The sequence below is a fragment of the Thalassospira sp. UBA848 genome (genome assembly GCF_002295455.1).
GTDB lineage: Bacteria > Pseudomonadota > Alphaproteobacteria > Rhodospirillales > Thalassospiraceae > Thalassospira.
Genome location: NZ_DBGS01000065.1, coordinates 1 through 16,798, shown reverse-complemented (window position 1 = coordinate 16,798; position 16,798 = coordinate 1). Strand labels below are relative to the sequence as shown.

Sequence of the window (16,798 nt, the reverse complement as noted above, 5' to 3'; positions counted from 1 at the left end):
TGAACGGATCGACTAATCCACATTAAGTCCCCTGCATTCAGCCGCGTCCATAATGCCAGCAAATACGATTTAACCAAGATGGCTAAATCAGGCTTCCCAACAAGGGCCTCAAGCAGACATTTTTATGGATTGGTCAAGCATGACGGAAAATACACGAACCGGCCTCGACATACGATACGACCGTTTCCTACAGACAATAATCGGCGCAGGTTCGAACGGAACACCTGTTACAACCCTGTCGATGCTGGCCAGGCTTGGGCTTGATCCCTGGCAAGTGGCCCGCGAGCTCAGCACGATGTCAAAAGAAGCCGCTGGCGATAAACTTGACACCGTCATGCTCAATTTCACCGACGTATCGCACTCGGCAGAAAATCGTCAGAACATCGTGACAGATCTGATCACATCCCTGCATACATGTTAGGTACCACAAAAGATGACAAAAACCTGCAGAATTGACAGAAAAGCTGACATTTCTCTTCAGCAAACGAATAGGTAACACAATCGCAATCCGCTTGCTGAGAGGCTCCCTCATCTCTAACGATATCTAACTCAGTCGATCTGACTCAAAACATCAGCAAGAGTCTCGCCGATGCGATCAATTTCCTGTTTTTCGATGATAAGAGGTGGGGACAGTGCAATGATGTCTCCGGTCGTACGGATCAGCACCCCCTTGTCGTAGCATTCAAGAAAGGCGTTGAACGCACGTTCGGTGGGTTTACCTGCAATCGGTTCGAGCTCAATCGCACCAATCAAACCAAGGTTACGGACATCGATAACATGCGGAAGGCCCTTAAGGCCGTGCAGCATCTCTTCCCAGTATGAGCTCAGTTCGGCTGCTCGTTCAAAAAGGTTCTCTTCGCGATATGTATCAAGTGTTGCCAGCCCTGCTGCCGCCGCGATCGGGTTACCGGAATAGGTATAACCGTGGAACAACTCGATTGCATTTTGCGGGCCTTGCATGAAGGCATCATGGATTTCCGCTGTGGCAAATACGGCCCCCATGGGAATGACACCGTTGGTCAAACCCTTTGCGGTGGTCATCAGGTCGGGCTTGACGCCAAAGTAATCCGCGCCAAACCCTGTACCAAGACGCCCGAAACCGGTAATCACTTCGTCAAAAATCAGCAATATCCCGTGCTTCGTGCAGATCTCGCGCAGTCTCTCAAGATAACCCTTGGGTGGTAACAGCACACCGGTCGACCCCGCCATGGGCTCGACAATTACAGCGGCAATCGTCTCTGCACCATGAAGGCCAACGATACGTTCCAGGTCATCTGCAAGGTATGCACCATGCTCAGGCTGGCCCCGCGTAAAGGCGTTGCTGTCAGGCAAATGCGTATGAGGCAAATGATCAACGCCGGTCAATAGGCTGCCAAAGAATTTGCGATTATTGACGATACCGCCAACAGAGATACCGCCAAAATTCACGCCATGATAACCACGTTCGCGCCCGATCAAGCGCGTTCGACCGGCATCCCCGCGCGCCTTGTGATAAGCAAGTGCGATTTTAAGTGCTGTCTCGACCGACTCAGAACCGGAATTGGTATAGAACACATGCTCCATATTATCCGGTGCAATATCAATCAGGCGGCTGGCAAGCTCGAACGCCTTGGGATGCCCCATCTGAAAGGCAGGAGCATAATCAAGTTCTGCCACCTGCTTTTGCACGGCTTCAACGATTTTCGGACGTTTATGGCCGGCATTGCAGCACCATAACCCCGCTGTACCATCCAGAACCTTTCGGTTGTCGGCGGTCGTGTAATACATGCCGTCGGCCTCGACAAACATGCGGGGCTGCTTTTTGAACTGGCGGTTTGCCGTAAAAGGCATCCAGAACGCGTTCAGATCATTGGGGGAATGGTGAGACATCGTGACGTCCTATTGATTTCGAGTTGGCCTGGCTGGCCGTATACATTGTTTGAACGGGGATTATGCGTCCGCTACCTGAGCACCCGTAGCAGAACCTCCCCACGTATCTGACAAAATGAAGCCATGCGGAAACGGGTCGGTAGGATCGAGACCGATCTGCGTCATGGCATATATCCAGCAGCGCCCGGAGATTGTTGTCACCACTGCGTCGTAGGAACCAACTTCCTCTGTCCCATGCAGCCGGGTTTCAAATTCGCCGCCAATGATCGAACGTGTGGTCAAGACATCACCAATCTTCGCCTGACCGCTGGCATAGCGAACCGCCATCGATGCATTGGACCCTGTACCACAAGGAGACCGATCCGCCCGGCCGGGACGCAGCGTTGTACATGTCTGCAAAACACCATTGTCGAGCTGTTTGCGGAACATGACGTAGGCCAGACCACGGACATCCGGCACGAGCGGGTGGGCGATATCGGTTTCCATCGCAATCAGCTCGCGCAGCTCGACACCCAAAGTTGCCAGATCTCTGGCGTTTTCAGGAAGTATGTCCATACCGATCTGATCGACATCAACCAGTGCATAAAACACGCCACCAAAGCAAAGATCGTAGGTTACCGGACCCCACCGGGGGGTATTGATCACCTGTTGAGCCTTGGCAACGAAGGCGGCTGGCATATCCAGTGAAACACATTCCACCTTGCCATCACGGCATGTTGCGGTTCCGCGCACCAGTCCGACCGCCGTATCAAGCGTCACCAATGTTTTCTCACCACTAATTGGCAACATCCCGGTTTCAAGAATGGCGGTGATGGCACACATGGCATTTGAGCCCGACATCGCATGTGCCTGATCGGGCTGTAACACAATAATGCCAACATCGGCCCCGGGCGTGCAGGCAGGTGTCAAAAGGACGAACGACCCTGCCGGTCCGCTACGCGGTTCCGAACACAGAAAACGGCGCAAACTGTCATCCACCTCGTTCAGATGAGCCAGTTTCTCGCCCATTGTGTTTCCGGGGATGTCCAAAACACCCCCGACAATGACGCGCCCGATTTCACCTTCGCAGTGAACATCAACAGTCTGAATGACACGTGACCAACGCATGACTTACTCTTTCAGGAACCAGCCCCAAGGGCTTGTATCGTTAAAGGTCGTGATCTGTTTGGTTTCAAGGTAATTGTTCAAACCCCACTCACCCAGTTCTCGGCCAATGCCAGATTGCTTGTAGCCCCCCCACGGGGCTTCGGTAAATGTTGGCTGCGAGCAATTCACCCAGACGATCCCTGCCCGGAACGCGCGTGCAACCCGGTTGGCCCGTTCAAGATCGGCTGACATCACAGCAGCAGCCAGACCGTATTTGGAATCATTGGCCTGTCTGATCGCGTCTTCTTCACTGTCAAACGGACGGACGCAGACCACAGGACCAAAAATTTCCTCTTTCCAGATCCAGCTATCAAGCGGCACGTCGGTAAAAATGGTCGGCTCAAGATAATAACCTTCCTCGAACCCATCCGGCGTTCTACCGCCTGATGCCAACGTCGCCCCTTCTTCCACGCCCCGAGCAATCGCAGCCTTGATCTTTTCAAACTGTGATTTGTTGACGATCGGTCCCAGCAGAACGTCCTTTTCCATTCCGTGACCGATCTTGATCTTCTGAGCTTCTTCGATGAGACGTGCCAGCACGTTGTCATAAATACTGCGCGCGATCAGGACACGCGACGTGGCAGAGCATACCTCGCCCTTGTTCCAGAAAATACCAAACATGATCCATTCAACGGCGGCCTCGATATCGGTATCTTCAAAGATCACCAAGGGAGACTTACCACCCAGTTCAAGGCTTACGGCCTTGATGTCGCGCGCCGCCGCAGCCATGATTTTAGAACCTGTGGGCACAGAACCGGTAAAGGCCAGCTTGTCTACGCCCGGGTGATCTGTCAGTGGCTGACCTGCATCCGGGCCAAGCCCGGTCACAATATTTAGGACACCTTTCGGTAAGCCTGCCTGTTGCGCGATCACACCATATTCAAGCGCAGTAATCGGCGTGACTTCCGAGGGCTTCAGAACGACACTGCACCCGGCGGCCAATGCCGGTGCAACCTTCCAGGCCGCCATCAGCATCGGGAAGTTCCAGGGAATGATTGCCCCAGCCACGCCCACCGGTTCACGAACGGCAATTGAAGAAAATCGTGGCTCGGACAAGGGAACGTTTTTGCCTTCGTCCTGATCAAGTTCTTCTGCAAGGTCGGCATAGAAATGAAAACATCCCGCAGTGTCCTCGATATCCCAAACGGCTTCGGGTAATGGTTTGCCATTATTTTGAACTTCAAGCTTGGCCAGTTCATTGACGCGTTCGTTAATGATGTCGCCCATCTTGCGCAAAATGGCCGCGCGTTCCCTGCCCGACATCTTGGGCCACGGACCATCATCAAATGCTGCACGCGCTGCTTTGACCGCCTTGTCGATATCTTCCGCATTTCCGGCGCTGACCTGATGATACACCCGGCCATTGGATGGGTCGATTACATCAATCTTCTTGCCTGATGCCGAAGAAATATATTCGCCGTTGATGAATTGCATGTCCTGCATCTCGTATTCTCCTGTGCATTCGGCTTAAAAGCGGTCGGCCTTGTAAGCACTCATATCTATTTCTGTCTGGCGACCGGTCATCATTTCAGAAACCAGCCGTCCCGTGGTTGCCGCCAGTGTCACGCCAAGTTGACCGTGGCCGGTTGCCAGCATCACGTTGTGCATTCCCGGCACTTTGCCGATAATTGGTTTGGTGTCAGGGGTCAGCGGTCTGCGACCAAATCGACGTTCACCGTTCCGCGTCTCAAGGTCTGGAACAACACGTTTGGCCTTTTGCACAAGGATATCTGCCCGCTTCCAGTTTGGCTGGGCATCCAGATGCGCAAACTCGATACTGCCTGCAATGGCAAGACCACTTTCATAGGGCGTTATGCCAAACCCGCCCTTGGCATAAATCAGCCCATGTTCAACCGTTACGCCGGGATCAATAAATGATGTCTGATACCCGATGACACCTTCCATCTGAATGGGACAATCAAGTTCCGCCGCAAGCCTGCGCGAATAAGCACCGGCGGCGATAACGAACTGATCGGCAACATGGGCGTCGCCCTTGTCGTCGTGAACCGCTGTGACCTTGTGGTCTTCTCGGACAAAACCTTTTGCACCAACACGTTTGGTCTTGCCACCGCGTTCGACAAACACCTTGTGCAGATCCATGACGAAGCGCTTGGCGTCCACAACAGATCGCCAGTCTTTCAGAACTACCGCATAGGCAAAATCCGATGCGATTGACGGTTCAAGTTCGGCTGCTTGCGCACCCGATATTTCTTCAAGGTCAAAACCAAGAGCGCGCCGGGCATCGTGGAACACCCTTTCATGGTCAAGGTCTTGTGCGCTGTCATACAGCTCAATAACAGGCTGATGACGCAGCAGGTCGGACAAGCCAAGGGCGCCAAGAAACGCCTGCGTGTCGGCCAACGCAGTTCTGGTCAGTACCGAAATCTCCCGACTGATCTTGTCAATCTGTGATGCCCGGGCATTCCCGGCAAACCGAAGGAACCATGGCAGAACCCGCAAGGCGGAACCGGCCCGCAAGGTCAGGGGCCCGGTCGGATCAAGCATCCAGCCTGGTGCACGTCGCATGGTCCCGGGCTTTGATAGTGGCACGACCTCGCTAACCGCGATACTGCCGCACGATGCCCAGCTTGCACCTTCGCCCGGTTCACCAGGGTCGAGAACGGTAACTTCATACCCCTCGTCCTGTAGCTTCAGAGCACAGGAGATTCCAACAACACCGCCACCGATAACGATCACTTTTTGCATCGACTTCAATCCAACCAAATGCAGGGTCGGGCGAACACGCCGCCCGACCGATAACGGTTTACCAATTCAGGATCGGTTCCATCGCAGCACGAAAATCTGCTTTCTCTGCTTCGGTCAACGGGCCTAACGGCGCACGGCATTCGCCAACAGGGGTCCCCTGCAGCTCGCAACCATATTTGAGCTTCTGAACAAACTTGCCGGATTCCAGAATGTTCATTGCTTTGTAAAGCGTTGCCATCTGCTTCTTTGCTTTGTCGAGATCGCCAGCCTTATAGGTGCGATCAAGATCGCAAACCGCCTTGCCCATGCAGTTGGCCGGACCACAAATCCAGCTTTCGGCGCCCCACAGCATGAAATCGAGCGCAATGTCATCCGAGCCGGAAACAAGCTGGATACGGTTCTCATAACGAGTTGCAATGCCAATCGCCCGCTGCAAGGAGCCGGAGCTTTCCTTAATACCGATCACGCGTGGATGATCGGCAAGCCCGTCAAGGACGTCATAGGAAATCTCGATCCCGTCCTTATCCGGATAGGAGTACAGGACAAGATTGATATCGACCGCATCAAGTACAGTTTTAAAATGATTGAGCAATTCGGCATCGGTCGGCTTGGTGTAAAACGGGGTTGCCAAAAGCACCGCGTCATAACCAAGCTCCTTGGCCTTGGCTGTATTTGCAATGACACCTTTGGTATGCGGGGCGTTGGTCCCGGCAATCAGGGTTTCACCTTCAACAGCGAAGTCCTTGACGAATTTCAGGACCTCTTCGCGCTCTTCATCTGACATGAAATTGTATTCACCCGATGATCCGCAAGGCACCCAGCCACTTACACCTGCAGCCCGCAGATTGGTAAGGTGCTTTTCGAAAGCGTCAAAATCGATATTGCCATCCTGGTCAAACGGAGTAACGAGGGCAGGCATCACACCTGAGAGTTTCATAATAGTCCTTTCAGTCTTGCAGATTTGAGTATCAGGGCGTCTGTCTGGCCGTTAGTGACCAAGCACCTGACTTAGGAATGTTTTCGTTCGGTCATTTTGCGGATTTTCAAAGAATGTTTCCGGTTCGCCTTGCTCAATCACCTGACCGTCTGCCATGAACACGACACGGTCAGCCACCTGGCGGGCAAAGCCCATCTCGTGGGTGACACAGACCATCGTCATTCCGTCCTCGGCCAGACCAACCATCACGTCGAGCACCTCGGAAATCATTTCCGGATCAAGGGCTGATGTCGGTTCATCAAACAACATAAGTTCCGGGTTCATGCACAAGGCGCGTGCGATTGCCACACGTTGTTGCTGGCCGCCAGAAAGCTCCCCCGGGTACTTGTTGGCCTGCTCCGGGATCTTGACCCGTGCGAGATATTCCATGGCGGTTTTTTCGGCCTCGACACGGTCAGTCTTGCGCACAAGTATCGGCGCGAGAGTGCAGTTCTCCAAAATCGTCATATGGGGAAACAGGTTGAAATTCTGAAACACCATTCCGGCTTCACGGCGGATTTCATCGATATGATCCACATTCTCGTCAAGCATGGTGCCCATGACCTCAATGTCACCGGACTGATGTTCTTCAAGCCGGTTGATGCACCGGATAAGGGTCGATTTTCCTGAACCGGACGGTCCGCAAATTACAATCCGCTCACCACGCTTAACCTCAAGATTAATGTTCTTGAGTGCGTGGAAACTGCCGTAATATTTGTTCATGTTCCTGATAAGGATCGCGTGCTCAGACATGAATATGCTCCTTTACCGGCGGCCAACGCCAAGGCGACGTTCGAGATAGGCGCCGTAGCGCGACAGGGAGAAAACAAAGACAAAGAAGATCAGGGCAACGAAGAAATAGACTTCGACATGGGCAAAGCTCCATTCGGCGTTGCCAGAAGCCGCCCGGCCGGACGCCATCACGTCAAAGAACCCGATAATGGTCACCAGTGACGTTTCCTTGAACGTGATTACGATCTGGTTGATCGTTGGTGGCAAGGAGTTGCGGAAGGCCTGGGGTAAAACGATATAGCCAACACGGTGCCAATACCCCATGCCCAACGCCTTGGCTGCTTCTTCCTGACCGGCAGGCAGTGCCTGAATGCCACCACGAATAATCTCTGCCTGATAACAGGCGAAGAAAATCGCGTAGCCGATAATCACCCGATACAACTTGTCCCCGATTGCCCAGTCTGGCAGGACAAACGGTGAAACGATTGCAAAGGTGAACATGATCGTCAAAAGCGGCAACGACCGGATCGTATCGATGATCAGCCCCATTGTCCTTGAAATCCACGGCAACTCGGAGCGACGCAGCAACGCAAAAACAATCGCCAGGGGCATGCCCAGAATACAAACGGCTGCAAAGATAAACACCGTCAGGGCAAGACCACCCCAGTTCTGCTCAAAGACCGGGGTCAGACCAAGAAACCCGCCGCGCATCAAAACATAGAAAATCCCAAATCCTGACAACCACAGAACAGTCAGCCGTTTCGCATTCCAGAAATACGGAACACAGGATAGTACTGCGACAATCACCATGATCAGGCAGGCGACACCGGAACGCCATTGCTCTTCGAAGGGATAAAGACCGAACAAGACAATCCGCCAGCGTGATGCAATCACCGACCAGCAGGCCCCCTCTGCAGCAAGGCACTCCTCGCGCTTGCCGGCACCGAACACGGCGTTGACAAACGCCCAGTCAATGACGTTCACCAGCAACCACACCATCGCAACCGCCAGGACAGACGACACGATAATATCCGTGCGGGTCGCAAAGTATTTTTTGCGCATAGCAGCGAACATCGAGGTCCGCACACCATCGTGTGAAACTGAATTGGATATACTCATCACGTTATATCCTCAGCTGCGTGCCCTTGAGCTTGATCGCGTCATTGACACGATTCAGCACCCAGGCAATCGAATAGTTGATGACAAGAAATCCGCCCATCAGAATGGCAATCAGTTCAAGCGTCTGACCGCTTTGATTGATCGCGGTTGAGACAACCATAAAGAAGTCAGTAAAACTGATGGCAATTCCGATCGTGGTCGCCTTGAACAGCCAGACATACTGGTTGATCAGGGTCGGCATCACGATGCGGATCGCCAATGGCAACCGAATTCTGGTAAATATCTGCCAGCGCGATAACCCAAGCGCATGTCCGGCCTCCCCCTGACCGGCAGGAATGGCGTTAAAACCGGAACGAATGATTTCTGCGATATAGGCCGCACCATAAATCGAAATTGCAATGATGCAGGCAAACAGCTCCGGCGAAACACGAATACCTTCGCGGTAGTTAAGGCCGCGATGTTCCGGAATGCTAAAAAACGCTGTTTCAGGTAGTCGGCCCCACCATATGGTCGCAATCACGACAATTGCCGTAACAATCCAGGCATAGAATTTCCACTTGCGACGCACAGCAACCGAAGCCGCCTTAAAGCGGTCTGCTGTGGACAGCCACAGGCTGACACTTGCACAAGCCACCAGCGCCAAAACAATCAAAAAGACGGAGAGACCTGTGATGTTCAGACCCGGTATATAGATCCCGCGCCCGGTAAAGGCGAACACACCTAGGACCGGCTCAGCATCACGAGGCGACGGCAGTGACAGCAGGAGCGAATACCAGAACAGCAGTTGCAAAATCAGCGGCACATTGCGGAAAATCTCGACAAAGGTTGTACCGATGAGCTCTGCCATACCATTGCCCGATGTCCTCATCACACCGACAGCAACGCCAATGAATGTTGCAAAACTTAAAGAGATCGCTCCAAGGAATACCGAATTGAGCAACCCGACAACAAGGGCCAGCCAATACGGTGACGAAGTCGTGTAATCAATCAGCGAAAAACTGATCCGCCAACCCGTGGAACGTTCGAGAAAGTCAAAACCGGATGTCAGTCCCTGCGCCTCAAGATTGGATTTTCCGGTAACCACCAGGGCAACAATCAGAATGATAAGCGCGCCGACAAACCCTGCTTGAAAGCTGGTATCCCTGACATGTCGGTTCTTGAGGATGGCAATCATGCCCAACCTCCGAAGAAAGCTTTGGGGAAAACGCCCGGGCATTAAATGGGAGGCAATTGCCCGGGCGACATCGCGAGACAGAGGCAAAGAAGAGCTAGTCCACAATCAACGGGAAGAACACGCCACCATCGGAATAGAGTGCGTTGATGCCGCGTGGCAGGCCGTAAGGCGAGCTGTCACCAAGACTGCGGTCATAGATTTCGGCAAAGTTGCCGACTTCCTTGATCATGTTATAAGCCCAGTCGTCCGGAAGACCAAGACGCGCGCCGTAACCGGGCGTCACCCCAAGAAACTTCTCGATTGTCGCAGAGGGCGGACTTGCACGAATTTCATCAACGTTTTCAGCCGTAATGCCGTTCGCTTCAGCAAACCAGAGTGAGTTCAGCATCCAGTTCTGAACATCAAGCCATTTCGGATCGCCTTCCGGAACGACGATGCCCTCTGCTTCCAGATCAATCACATCGGAAAGGATGACATGGGCATCTGCCCCATCAGGTGCATCAAGCCGTGCAGCGGCAAGGGACGGCGCCCATTCGACATACGCATCACAACGACCGTCGTAATACGCATTGCGCAATTCGTCACCATTTTCAAAGGTCAGAAGTTCGGCCTCGATGGATTTGGACTGCAAGTAAGTTGCTGCAGCGCGTTCTGTTGACGTACCTGCCGCAACACAAATCGTTCCACCGTCCAGATCAGCAATGGATTGTGCCCCCAGCTCGGTCTTTGTCATCGCCTGGAATGCACCGATGAAATATGGACGGCTGAACTGAAGATTTAGCTCAGTATCGCGGCTTTGAGTCCAGCCAGACACCTTGATAACAACATCAATGTCACCCGACTGCAGTGCAGGCCAGCGTTGCGCCCAACTGATCGGGACGATTTCAAGATGTCCTTCAGATGTCCCGAAAAGTCCTGCGGCAAGCGCCTGGCAAAGCTCGATATCAAGCCCCTTCCACTTACCCTCGTCGTCAACTTCAGCAAATCCCAGAAATGATCCGTTATGGCCACTGCAAAGCAAAGACCCGCGATCCAGAACCGTTTTCAAACGGCTATCCTGTTCCTGCGCTGCCGCTCCGGTCGCAATCAGTGAGGCCCCCAGAAGTGTAGCAGCAAAAATATTCTTCATTGATTTTCTCCCTGTGTCGACTTTGTGTAGACACAAATATCTTGTCGACACATTGCCGACACGTCAATATATTTTGTGCAGGCCCCATAGCGGTGCTAAACAAAACACAGACGGATTTTCTGGCGAGTGAAGGTTCAATCGATTGAAATGGCTGAAAAACAGACCGCAGACAACAAACCAAGATCGAAGGGCAGCGGCACAGCCTATGTGTATGAAAAACTCAAGGCTGAAATCCTGACGCTCGAAATTGCGCCGGGCTCCCCGCTTGAGGAAACTCTTCTTGCACAGCGATTCGGCATGTCGCGTTCCCCGGTGCGTGAAGCGCTTGTGCGCTTATCCGCCGATGGGTTGGTCAGCATGCTATCCAACCGCTCAACGCTGGTTGCCCCCATAGACCTTGCCCAGTTCCCCAGATACGTCGAAGCACTGGATCTTTATCAGCGGGTTTGTACGCGCCTTGCGGCCATGAACCGTAGCGAGAACGATTTGCTTGCGATTGAAAAACACGCTCGCGCCTTCGAGGATGCGTGTAAGACGAACGACTATCTGAACATGTCCGCGTCCAATCGGGACTTCCACGTCGCAATCGCAACCGCCGGCGGAAACCCGTATTTCAAGCAAGGCTATGCCCGCATGCTGGATGAAGGGCGACGTCTATTGCACATGCATTTTGACTATCTGTCGTCATCACCAGAAGAAGCTCTGCTAACATCAGAACATGCCGACATGATAGAAGCCATCCGCATCAAGGATACCGAAAAAGCCGATCAACTCGCACATGCCCATACCCGCCAGTTTCATGACCGTTTCATGCGTTTCATCCAGGCGAAGTATCTGGACGGGTTCGATTATTCGAAGAGCCTTCTGACGTAGCTTGCGGCAAACTCCGTCACTCCATAACCCCGAATTATGACAAACCAGTTTGGTGTTATTGATGTAATTCTTCTGGGGATTCAAAGCGATGCAGCAATACTCATATAATATGAGTATTGCTGTCAGGTGCCACGAAAGCTGACATTCGACTTCTCACAAAATCAACGCCTTAGCATTTTCCGTTGCCAGATAAGTTGTCACCGATTGTCACAAAAGATGACAAAAATCTTCAGAATTGACAGAAAAGCTGACAATTCTCCAATTCATCCCGCGCGACACCTTCCGTGAAGGTTCAATGCAACTCAATATTAAAACACCACCAGCTATCCGGACGGGCCGGATTTCGCCGTGACGAGACAATACTCAAGTTGATTTCATAAACGTTAGACCAAATTTGCGAGGGGGCTCTGTCTGGTACTTATCAAAATGACGTTTCTGTCCCACCAATTGGTGAGAAACTGGCAGGCGTCATGATCTTGTTTTCTGCAGTTACGATCAGATCGCGGATGGTCGCCCCCTCACATCAAATTTTTGGAAGCATAGGGAAACCGCAAATCAATTCGGCGGCAAGTGGAAAGCATTACTTTTGTTGCGCCCTTGCGACTGAGTTGTTGTGCGTTCTATCGTCGAGCTCATAGCCCTTACCTCCTGAGCTATCAGAGGCAGTGCCGAACTTAAAGGGTCGACAACATCAAAGTGATCCATTCCCTCGGGCTCTACAAGCTTGACTGTTTCCCCTGACTGCCTGGCTGTTTCTGCATATGCATAGGTCATGTCTTTTCGCCAGCTATCTTCCAAGCTACCAAGGATCAGAACCTGAGGAATACGGAAGGGAAGCAACCTGGCCGGAGATGTAAATGCAAACAGTTGACTGGCTATAACCGCAGACTCTGCACCAAGAAGTTGGAGAATATCTGTGCGACCTCCGAACTCAAGAGAGTGCTCAAGATCGTTAACTCCGCCAATCGAGATAACCCCTTTCAATGGCAGTGAATTAGGAACGAAGAGTGGATCGCCGGGCTGTAAGTTTCTTCGCCCAGCCAACCAAAGTGCAAGATGCCCGCCAGTGGAATGCCCCATGCCAACTATTTTATTGAGGTCCAAAGGGTAGGATTTTGCAACTTCACGTAAATAATCCGTAGCTTTGCCCACATCACAGAAAGTCTCAGGGTAGCCGCCATTTCGGTTACCCATCCGGCGGAATTCAATATCCCAAGTAACAAAACCTGCTTCGGTCAGCCTCTCTACAAAAGGCGTAGAATAGTCTTTCGTCCAATCGGAAAGCCAACCACCACCATGCACGAAGACAACGACCGGAAAACCGCTAGGCGGCGGTGTTGTCTTTGGCATTCTAAGATCAGCAAACTGGACGGGGCTTTCTTCAGCATAGCGAATACGGGCATCGGGAAGCGTTCTGGGAAGCGATGCTGCCAGCATGTGAGGGGATGGATGTCGGTTACTTTGTGTGTCGGGCATGTAACACCATCGGATGAACTTTATTCTGCTTGCAGCTACTCAAGAGAAGTTCCTTAACTTGAAGGAGCTTCTCTTGAAGTTGCTTGGCAAAGACTGGCGGGTGCCAAAGGCAGCCCTCTAAAGAGCGCCATTATTGGAACGATAACGCGTCAGCCAATGAGCATAAGGTGCCGGTAGCGTCCATGCAGGACGCTCTTCCCCAAGTGCTGTTGCTAGTTGATAGGGGTAATTATAGAGGATTGCACTTATCGGCGACCAAACTCGCACTTATCGCGTTGTTCCGGCTCAGATTAAGTGATTTTATCAGCCTGACCGTAATCACATTAAATGCCAATGGGGTCGAGTTAATTGCTACCAGATTGCAATCATCGTGATTAAATCACTTTAATTGCCACTGAAGATCATATTGGCAATCCGGCCTGTCGCATCATCTGCCCAAGCTCTTGTGTGCGTTCGGAATCCAGATGTCCTTTCAGGAATTTGCGCATTTCCGGAAGCCGGGTATCAAATTGTTCTGCCAGTGTCTTGGCGCTGTATCCCAGCCGCGCCAGTCGGGCATCCAGATCATCATAGCCGATCGCAATTGTTTCTTCGACAATCTCCCGGGTGACAGGCTTGGCGCCAAGCTTGTAGGCTTCGGTGAAAGCGCGTGTCAGATGTTCGGTAAACTGAAGCGGTGTTGACAGGCGTTCCACCATTAGATCCAGCGCATCGTCCGCAATAATGTCTCCCTGCCTGGTGTTTTTGGTCCGGCACTGCTTCAGCAGCCAGTCGAGATATTTGCGACTGTCATCGCCAAGCCCCTGAAACATGATCTTGGTTGTTCTATGCCCGATCTCTTCCATTGTCGCCTTATTCAGATCATTCCGCAGGCGGGGATGACCAACCAGAACGACAGATAGCAGCCCATCGCCTGCCTGGACAATTTCCATCAGACGCTTGAGGCCGGTCAACGTGTTGCCATGCAGGTCATGAGCTTCGTCGATGAACAAAACGACGGTTTTTCTCATTTTCCTGATGAGGTCCTGAAGCTTGCGCTCCCGCTTTTCGGGCTGTGTCGGCACTTTGACATCTGCATCGCCCGAGACATCGAGAAAGATGGCGGTCAGAAGGGCTGGCAAAACAACACGCGGTTTGTCGATCGACAGACTGCGCGCCACCAGAATATCCTTGCTTGCGGCCAATTCAGCCTGAAGCCGGTTTAACATCATGGTTTTTCCGACACCGACAGATCCTGTAATGGCAACCAGCCTCCCGGCCAGAATGGCCGCCCGCAGGTCGGCCATCATCTGGCGGTGCCATTCCGTTTCGAAAAAACCGGCCAGCGCCCAGTCCTTCTCGATGCCATAAAATGCCCTGACATCCGCTGTTAGCATGACAGCCTCCTGTTATGTTTTATGGTTCTTGCCGAACCGTGTTTTGATTGCCGTAGCAATTTCACGTTTGTTTATCGTGGTGGTGACAAGCTCTTCGATGAATTCAAGGTCTTCGGCACTCAACCGCGCCAGCGGTTTTTCCAACAAATCCGCAATACCGCGACGCGCATCGAGGGTGCTGGCATAACTGAACTGGTGCCACGGGTCCGGATCTTCAAACTTTGCTTCAGCGAGGGGGATAAGCGTTGCGCTGGAAAGTACCTGTTCCGGCCCGGCCAAGGCCGAGCGCGGGATCGATATTCTGGCTGCCAGATTGGCAACCTTGTCAGCACGCTTCTCGCGAGGAGATTTGGACTGTTTGCGATAGCGGTGCAAAGGTATCGGTCCGCCGACCGGGCGATACGGCCCATAACGTTTGCTGCCAAACTCGACAAACAGTTCCTGATCGAACACCCCCCACCACACAAGAACTGCTTCACCGGCGAGATCGGGGTCTACCTCGTAATAGGCTCCCTTGAGGTTGATTCGGGCATCCGCCGCAACCGTTCGGCGTTCCGGTTCCCGGGCAAAGGCGCAATACCGTTCCCAGGAACACATTTCGCGGAGACCTTGCTCGGGCAAGTTTGCACACCAGTCTTCCGCCCGGCCATGGGCTTCATGGCGATGTGGTTTGTCATTGTAGCGGTTGATAAAGTTCAGCAACCAGCTATTGGCCTCGGCCTCTGTTTTGGGACGATGAAAGTGATACAGAGTTTCATGGGCCTCCTTGACGGTCAGGAACGGACGTTCAACCTTGCCCTTGGATCGCGCTGTAACCCGGCGACCATCAGAGCCGCGTGGCATGTGCGTGCGCCAATCAACACCAAGATGCCCCATGACGGTCTGGAACACGATGCTTTTGGCAACCGGTCCATTGTCGAGATACAATCCTACTGGTCTGCCCTGAAGTATGGTGCCTTCTTTGGGTGCCATGGCGTTGAACAGGAACCGCAAGGCAGATTCCGCATCTTCGCCATACACACAGCGATATTCCTGATATGCAACACCGCTACGATCATCCACCACGCTATAAAGCATCAGGGTTGGTGCACCGCGTCCGGGCTCGATCCATTCCGGTTGATCAAGTTCCTTCAAATCGGACGGGCTCATGTCGAAATGCCAGAGTTCATTGGAATATCTGGCCTGAAACCGAACCGCGGCCGGGCCGCGTATCATGCGAGGATGATCATAGCCCCAAGTTCGAAGCCACCGGTTCAAAGTGGATGCGGCCAACACATTCTTTGGAGCTTGAACAAATCCTTCAGGGGTTTCAACGCCGTGATCCTCAAGCAACCGGATCGCTTCATTCGTGGATAGTTTATGACCCTTACCGTTCTCTGTTCTGATTTTCAGGGCGGCGACAATTTCGCAATAACGTTCCATCTCAGCCTGAGATATTGCGCGCGGCACGCCGCGATCAGAACGTTGCAAGCCTTTCGGGCGTTGCAAGTCTCGCAACTGGCGATAGACCGACGATATACTGAGGCCATATAATTCTGCAGTCCGTGCAACAGCGCTGGCCCGGCCAGGGTCTCGCGCGGGCAGAGAAGACAATCTGGTTCGAAGCGCTAGAAGTGCCTCGGCCGGTATGCGTGCGGCCCTACCTTTCATTGTCGGCCTCGCCATCAATGCTATCGGCAAATTCCGCGACATAGGTATAGACGGTTGCCCGCGACACACCCATCAGATCGCAGATCTCTTTAATACTGTGCTGTCTTGATCGATACAGGTCCACGACGTGTCGACGCTTGTCTTTGGTCAGTGCCTTACGGCGGCCGCCTTTCCGGCCGCGCGACCGTGCCGCTTCCAGACCGGCTTTCGTGCGCTCCCGGATCAGGTTGCGTTCGAATTCAGCCAAGGCTGCAAAGATATGAAAGACCAGCTTGCCGCCGCTGGTGGTCGTATCAATCGCTTCGGTAATTGATCGCAGACCGATTTGTCGTTCGGCCAGCATCTCGGCGTGCGCAATCAATTCCTTCAAGGACCGCCCAAGGCGATCAAGACGCCAGACAACAAGCACGTCGCCACGACGCAATTCCTCGTAGGTTCGATTTAATCCGGGGCGATCACCTTTGGCGCCACTCACCTTGTCTTGGAAAATGCGCTCACAACCGGCTTCCCGCAAAGCGTCATTTTGCAGGTCAAGATTCTGATCGTCTGTAGATACACGTGCATAGCCGATA

Annotated in this window: 15 protein-coding genes; 2 read left to right on the top strand and 13 right to left on the bottom strand. The window is 52.8% G+C overall.

What is annotated here, in order from left to right:
- Window positions 1-139: 139 nt before the first annotated feature.
- Window positions 140-421 carry a hypothetical protein gene (locus B2R48_RS08820; RefSeq protein ID WP_296999421.1) on the top strand — a complete coding sequence of 94 codons (282 nt, stop codon included), beginning with the start codon at window positions 140-142 and terminating at the stop codon, window positions 419-421.
- 128 nt (window positions 422-549) lie between these two features.
- Here the strand turns inward: B2R48_RS08820 and B2R48_RS08815 are convergent, their stop codons facing one another.
- The 9 genes from B2R48_RS08815 to B2R48_RS08775 form a co-directional block, all read right to left on the bottom strand.
- Window positions 550-1,869, bottom strand: a complete 1,320-nt coding sequence (locus tag B2R48_RS08815; RefSeq protein ID WP_296999420.1) for an aspartate aminotransferase family protein — start codon at window positions 1,867-1,869, stop codon at window positions 550-552.
- A 60-nt stretch (window positions 1,870-1,929) separates the two neighbouring features.
- Window positions 1,930-2,976 carry a proline racemase family protein gene (locus tag B2R48_RS08810; protein WP_296999419.1) on the bottom strand — a complete coding sequence of 349 codons (1,047 nt, stop codon included), beginning with the start codon at window positions 2,974-2,976 and terminating at the stop codon, window positions 1,930-1,932.
- Between the two features lie 3 nt (window positions 2,977-2,979).
- Window positions 2,980-4,458, bottom strand: coding sequence for an aldehyde dehydrogenase family protein (locus B2R48_RS08805; RefSeq protein ID WP_296999418.1), 1,479 nt, complete (start codon window positions 4,456-4,458; stop codon window positions 2,980-2,982).
- A gap of 24 nt (window positions 4,459-4,482) precedes the next feature.
- Window positions 4,483-5,721, bottom strand: a complete 1,239-nt coding sequence (locus B2R48_RS08800; RefSeq protein WP_296999417.1) for an NAD(P)/FAD-dependent oxidoreductase — start codon at window positions 5,719-5,721, stop codon at window positions 4,483-4,485.
- Window positions 5,722-5,779: 58 nt separating this feature from the next.
- Complete coding sequence (locus B2R48_RS08795) at window positions 5,780-6,658, bottom strand: dihydrodipicolinate synthase family protein (RefSeq protein ID WP_296999416.1); 879 nt, start codon at window positions 6,656-6,658, stop codon at window positions 5,780-5,782.
- A gap of 51 nt (window positions 6,659-6,709) precedes the next feature.
- Window positions 6,710-7,450 carry an amino acid ABC transporter ATP-binding protein gene (locus B2R48_RS08790; RefSeq protein ID WP_296999415.1) on the bottom strand — a complete coding sequence of 247 codons (741 nt, stop codon included), beginning with the start codon at window positions 7,448-7,450 and terminating at the stop codon, window positions 6,710-6,712.
- A gap of 12 nt (window positions 7,451-7,462) precedes the next feature.
- Window positions 7,463-8,548, bottom strand: a complete 1,086-nt coding sequence (locus B2R48_RS08785; protein ID WP_296999414.1) for an amino acid ABC transporter permease — start codon at window positions 8,546-8,548, stop codon at window positions 7,463-7,465.
- Between the two features lie 4 nt (window positions 8,549-8,552).
- On the bottom strand, window positions 8,553-9,722 hold the full coding sequence (locus B2R48_RS08780; protein WP_213473778.1) for an ABC transporter permease subunit: 1,170 nt from the start codon (window positions 9,720-9,722) through the stop codon (window positions 8,553-8,555).
- A 94-nt stretch (window positions 9,723-9,816) separates the two neighbouring features.
- Window positions 9,817-10,851 (bottom strand): transporter substrate-binding domain-containing protein, encoded by a 1,035-nt coding sequence (locus tag B2R48_RS08775; RefSeq protein ID WP_296999413.1) that lies wholly within the window; start codon window positions 10,849-10,851, stop codon window positions 9,817-9,819.
- 147 nt (window positions 10,852-10,998) lie between these two features.
- On the opposite strand from B2R48_RS08775, the gene B2R48_RS08770 reads away from it, so the two are divergent.
- On the top strand, window positions 10,999-11,724 hold the full coding sequence (locus B2R48_RS08770; RefSeq protein ID WP_296999412.1) for a GntR family transcriptional regulator: 726 nt from the start codon (window positions 10,999-11,001) through the stop codon (window positions 11,722-11,724).
- 555 nt (window positions 11,725-12,279) lie between these two features.
- Here B2R48_RS08770 and B2R48_RS08765 read toward each other — a convergent pair.
- The 4 genes from B2R48_RS08765 to B2R48_RS08750 form a co-directional block, all read right to left on the bottom strand.
- A complete protein-coding gene (locus B2R48_RS08765) occupies window positions 12,280-13,200 on the bottom strand; it encodes an alpha/beta hydrolase (RefSeq protein ID WP_296999411.1) in 921 nt (306 codons plus the stop codon).
- A gap of 401 nt (window positions 13,201-13,601) precedes the next feature.
- Window positions 13,602-14,576, bottom strand: a complete 975-nt coding sequence (locus tag B2R48_RS08760) for an ExeA family protein (protein ID WP_296999410.1) — start codon at window positions 14,574-14,576, stop codon at window positions 13,602-13,604.
- A gap of 12 nt (window positions 14,577-14,588) precedes the next feature.
- Window positions 14,589-16,205 carry an IS481 family transposase gene (locus tag B2R48_RS08755; protein ID WP_296999464.1) on the bottom strand — a complete coding sequence of 539 codons (1,617 nt, stop codon included), beginning with the start codon at window positions 16,203-16,205 and terminating at the stop codon, window positions 14,589-14,591.
- Window positions 16,206-16,215: 10 nt separating this feature from the next.
- Window positions 16,216-16,797, bottom strand: a complete 582-nt coding sequence (locus B2R48_RS08750; protein WP_296999409.1) for a recombinase family protein — start codon at window positions 16,795-16,797, stop codon at window positions 16,216-16,218.
- Between the last annotated feature and the right edge of the window lies 1 nt (window position 16,798).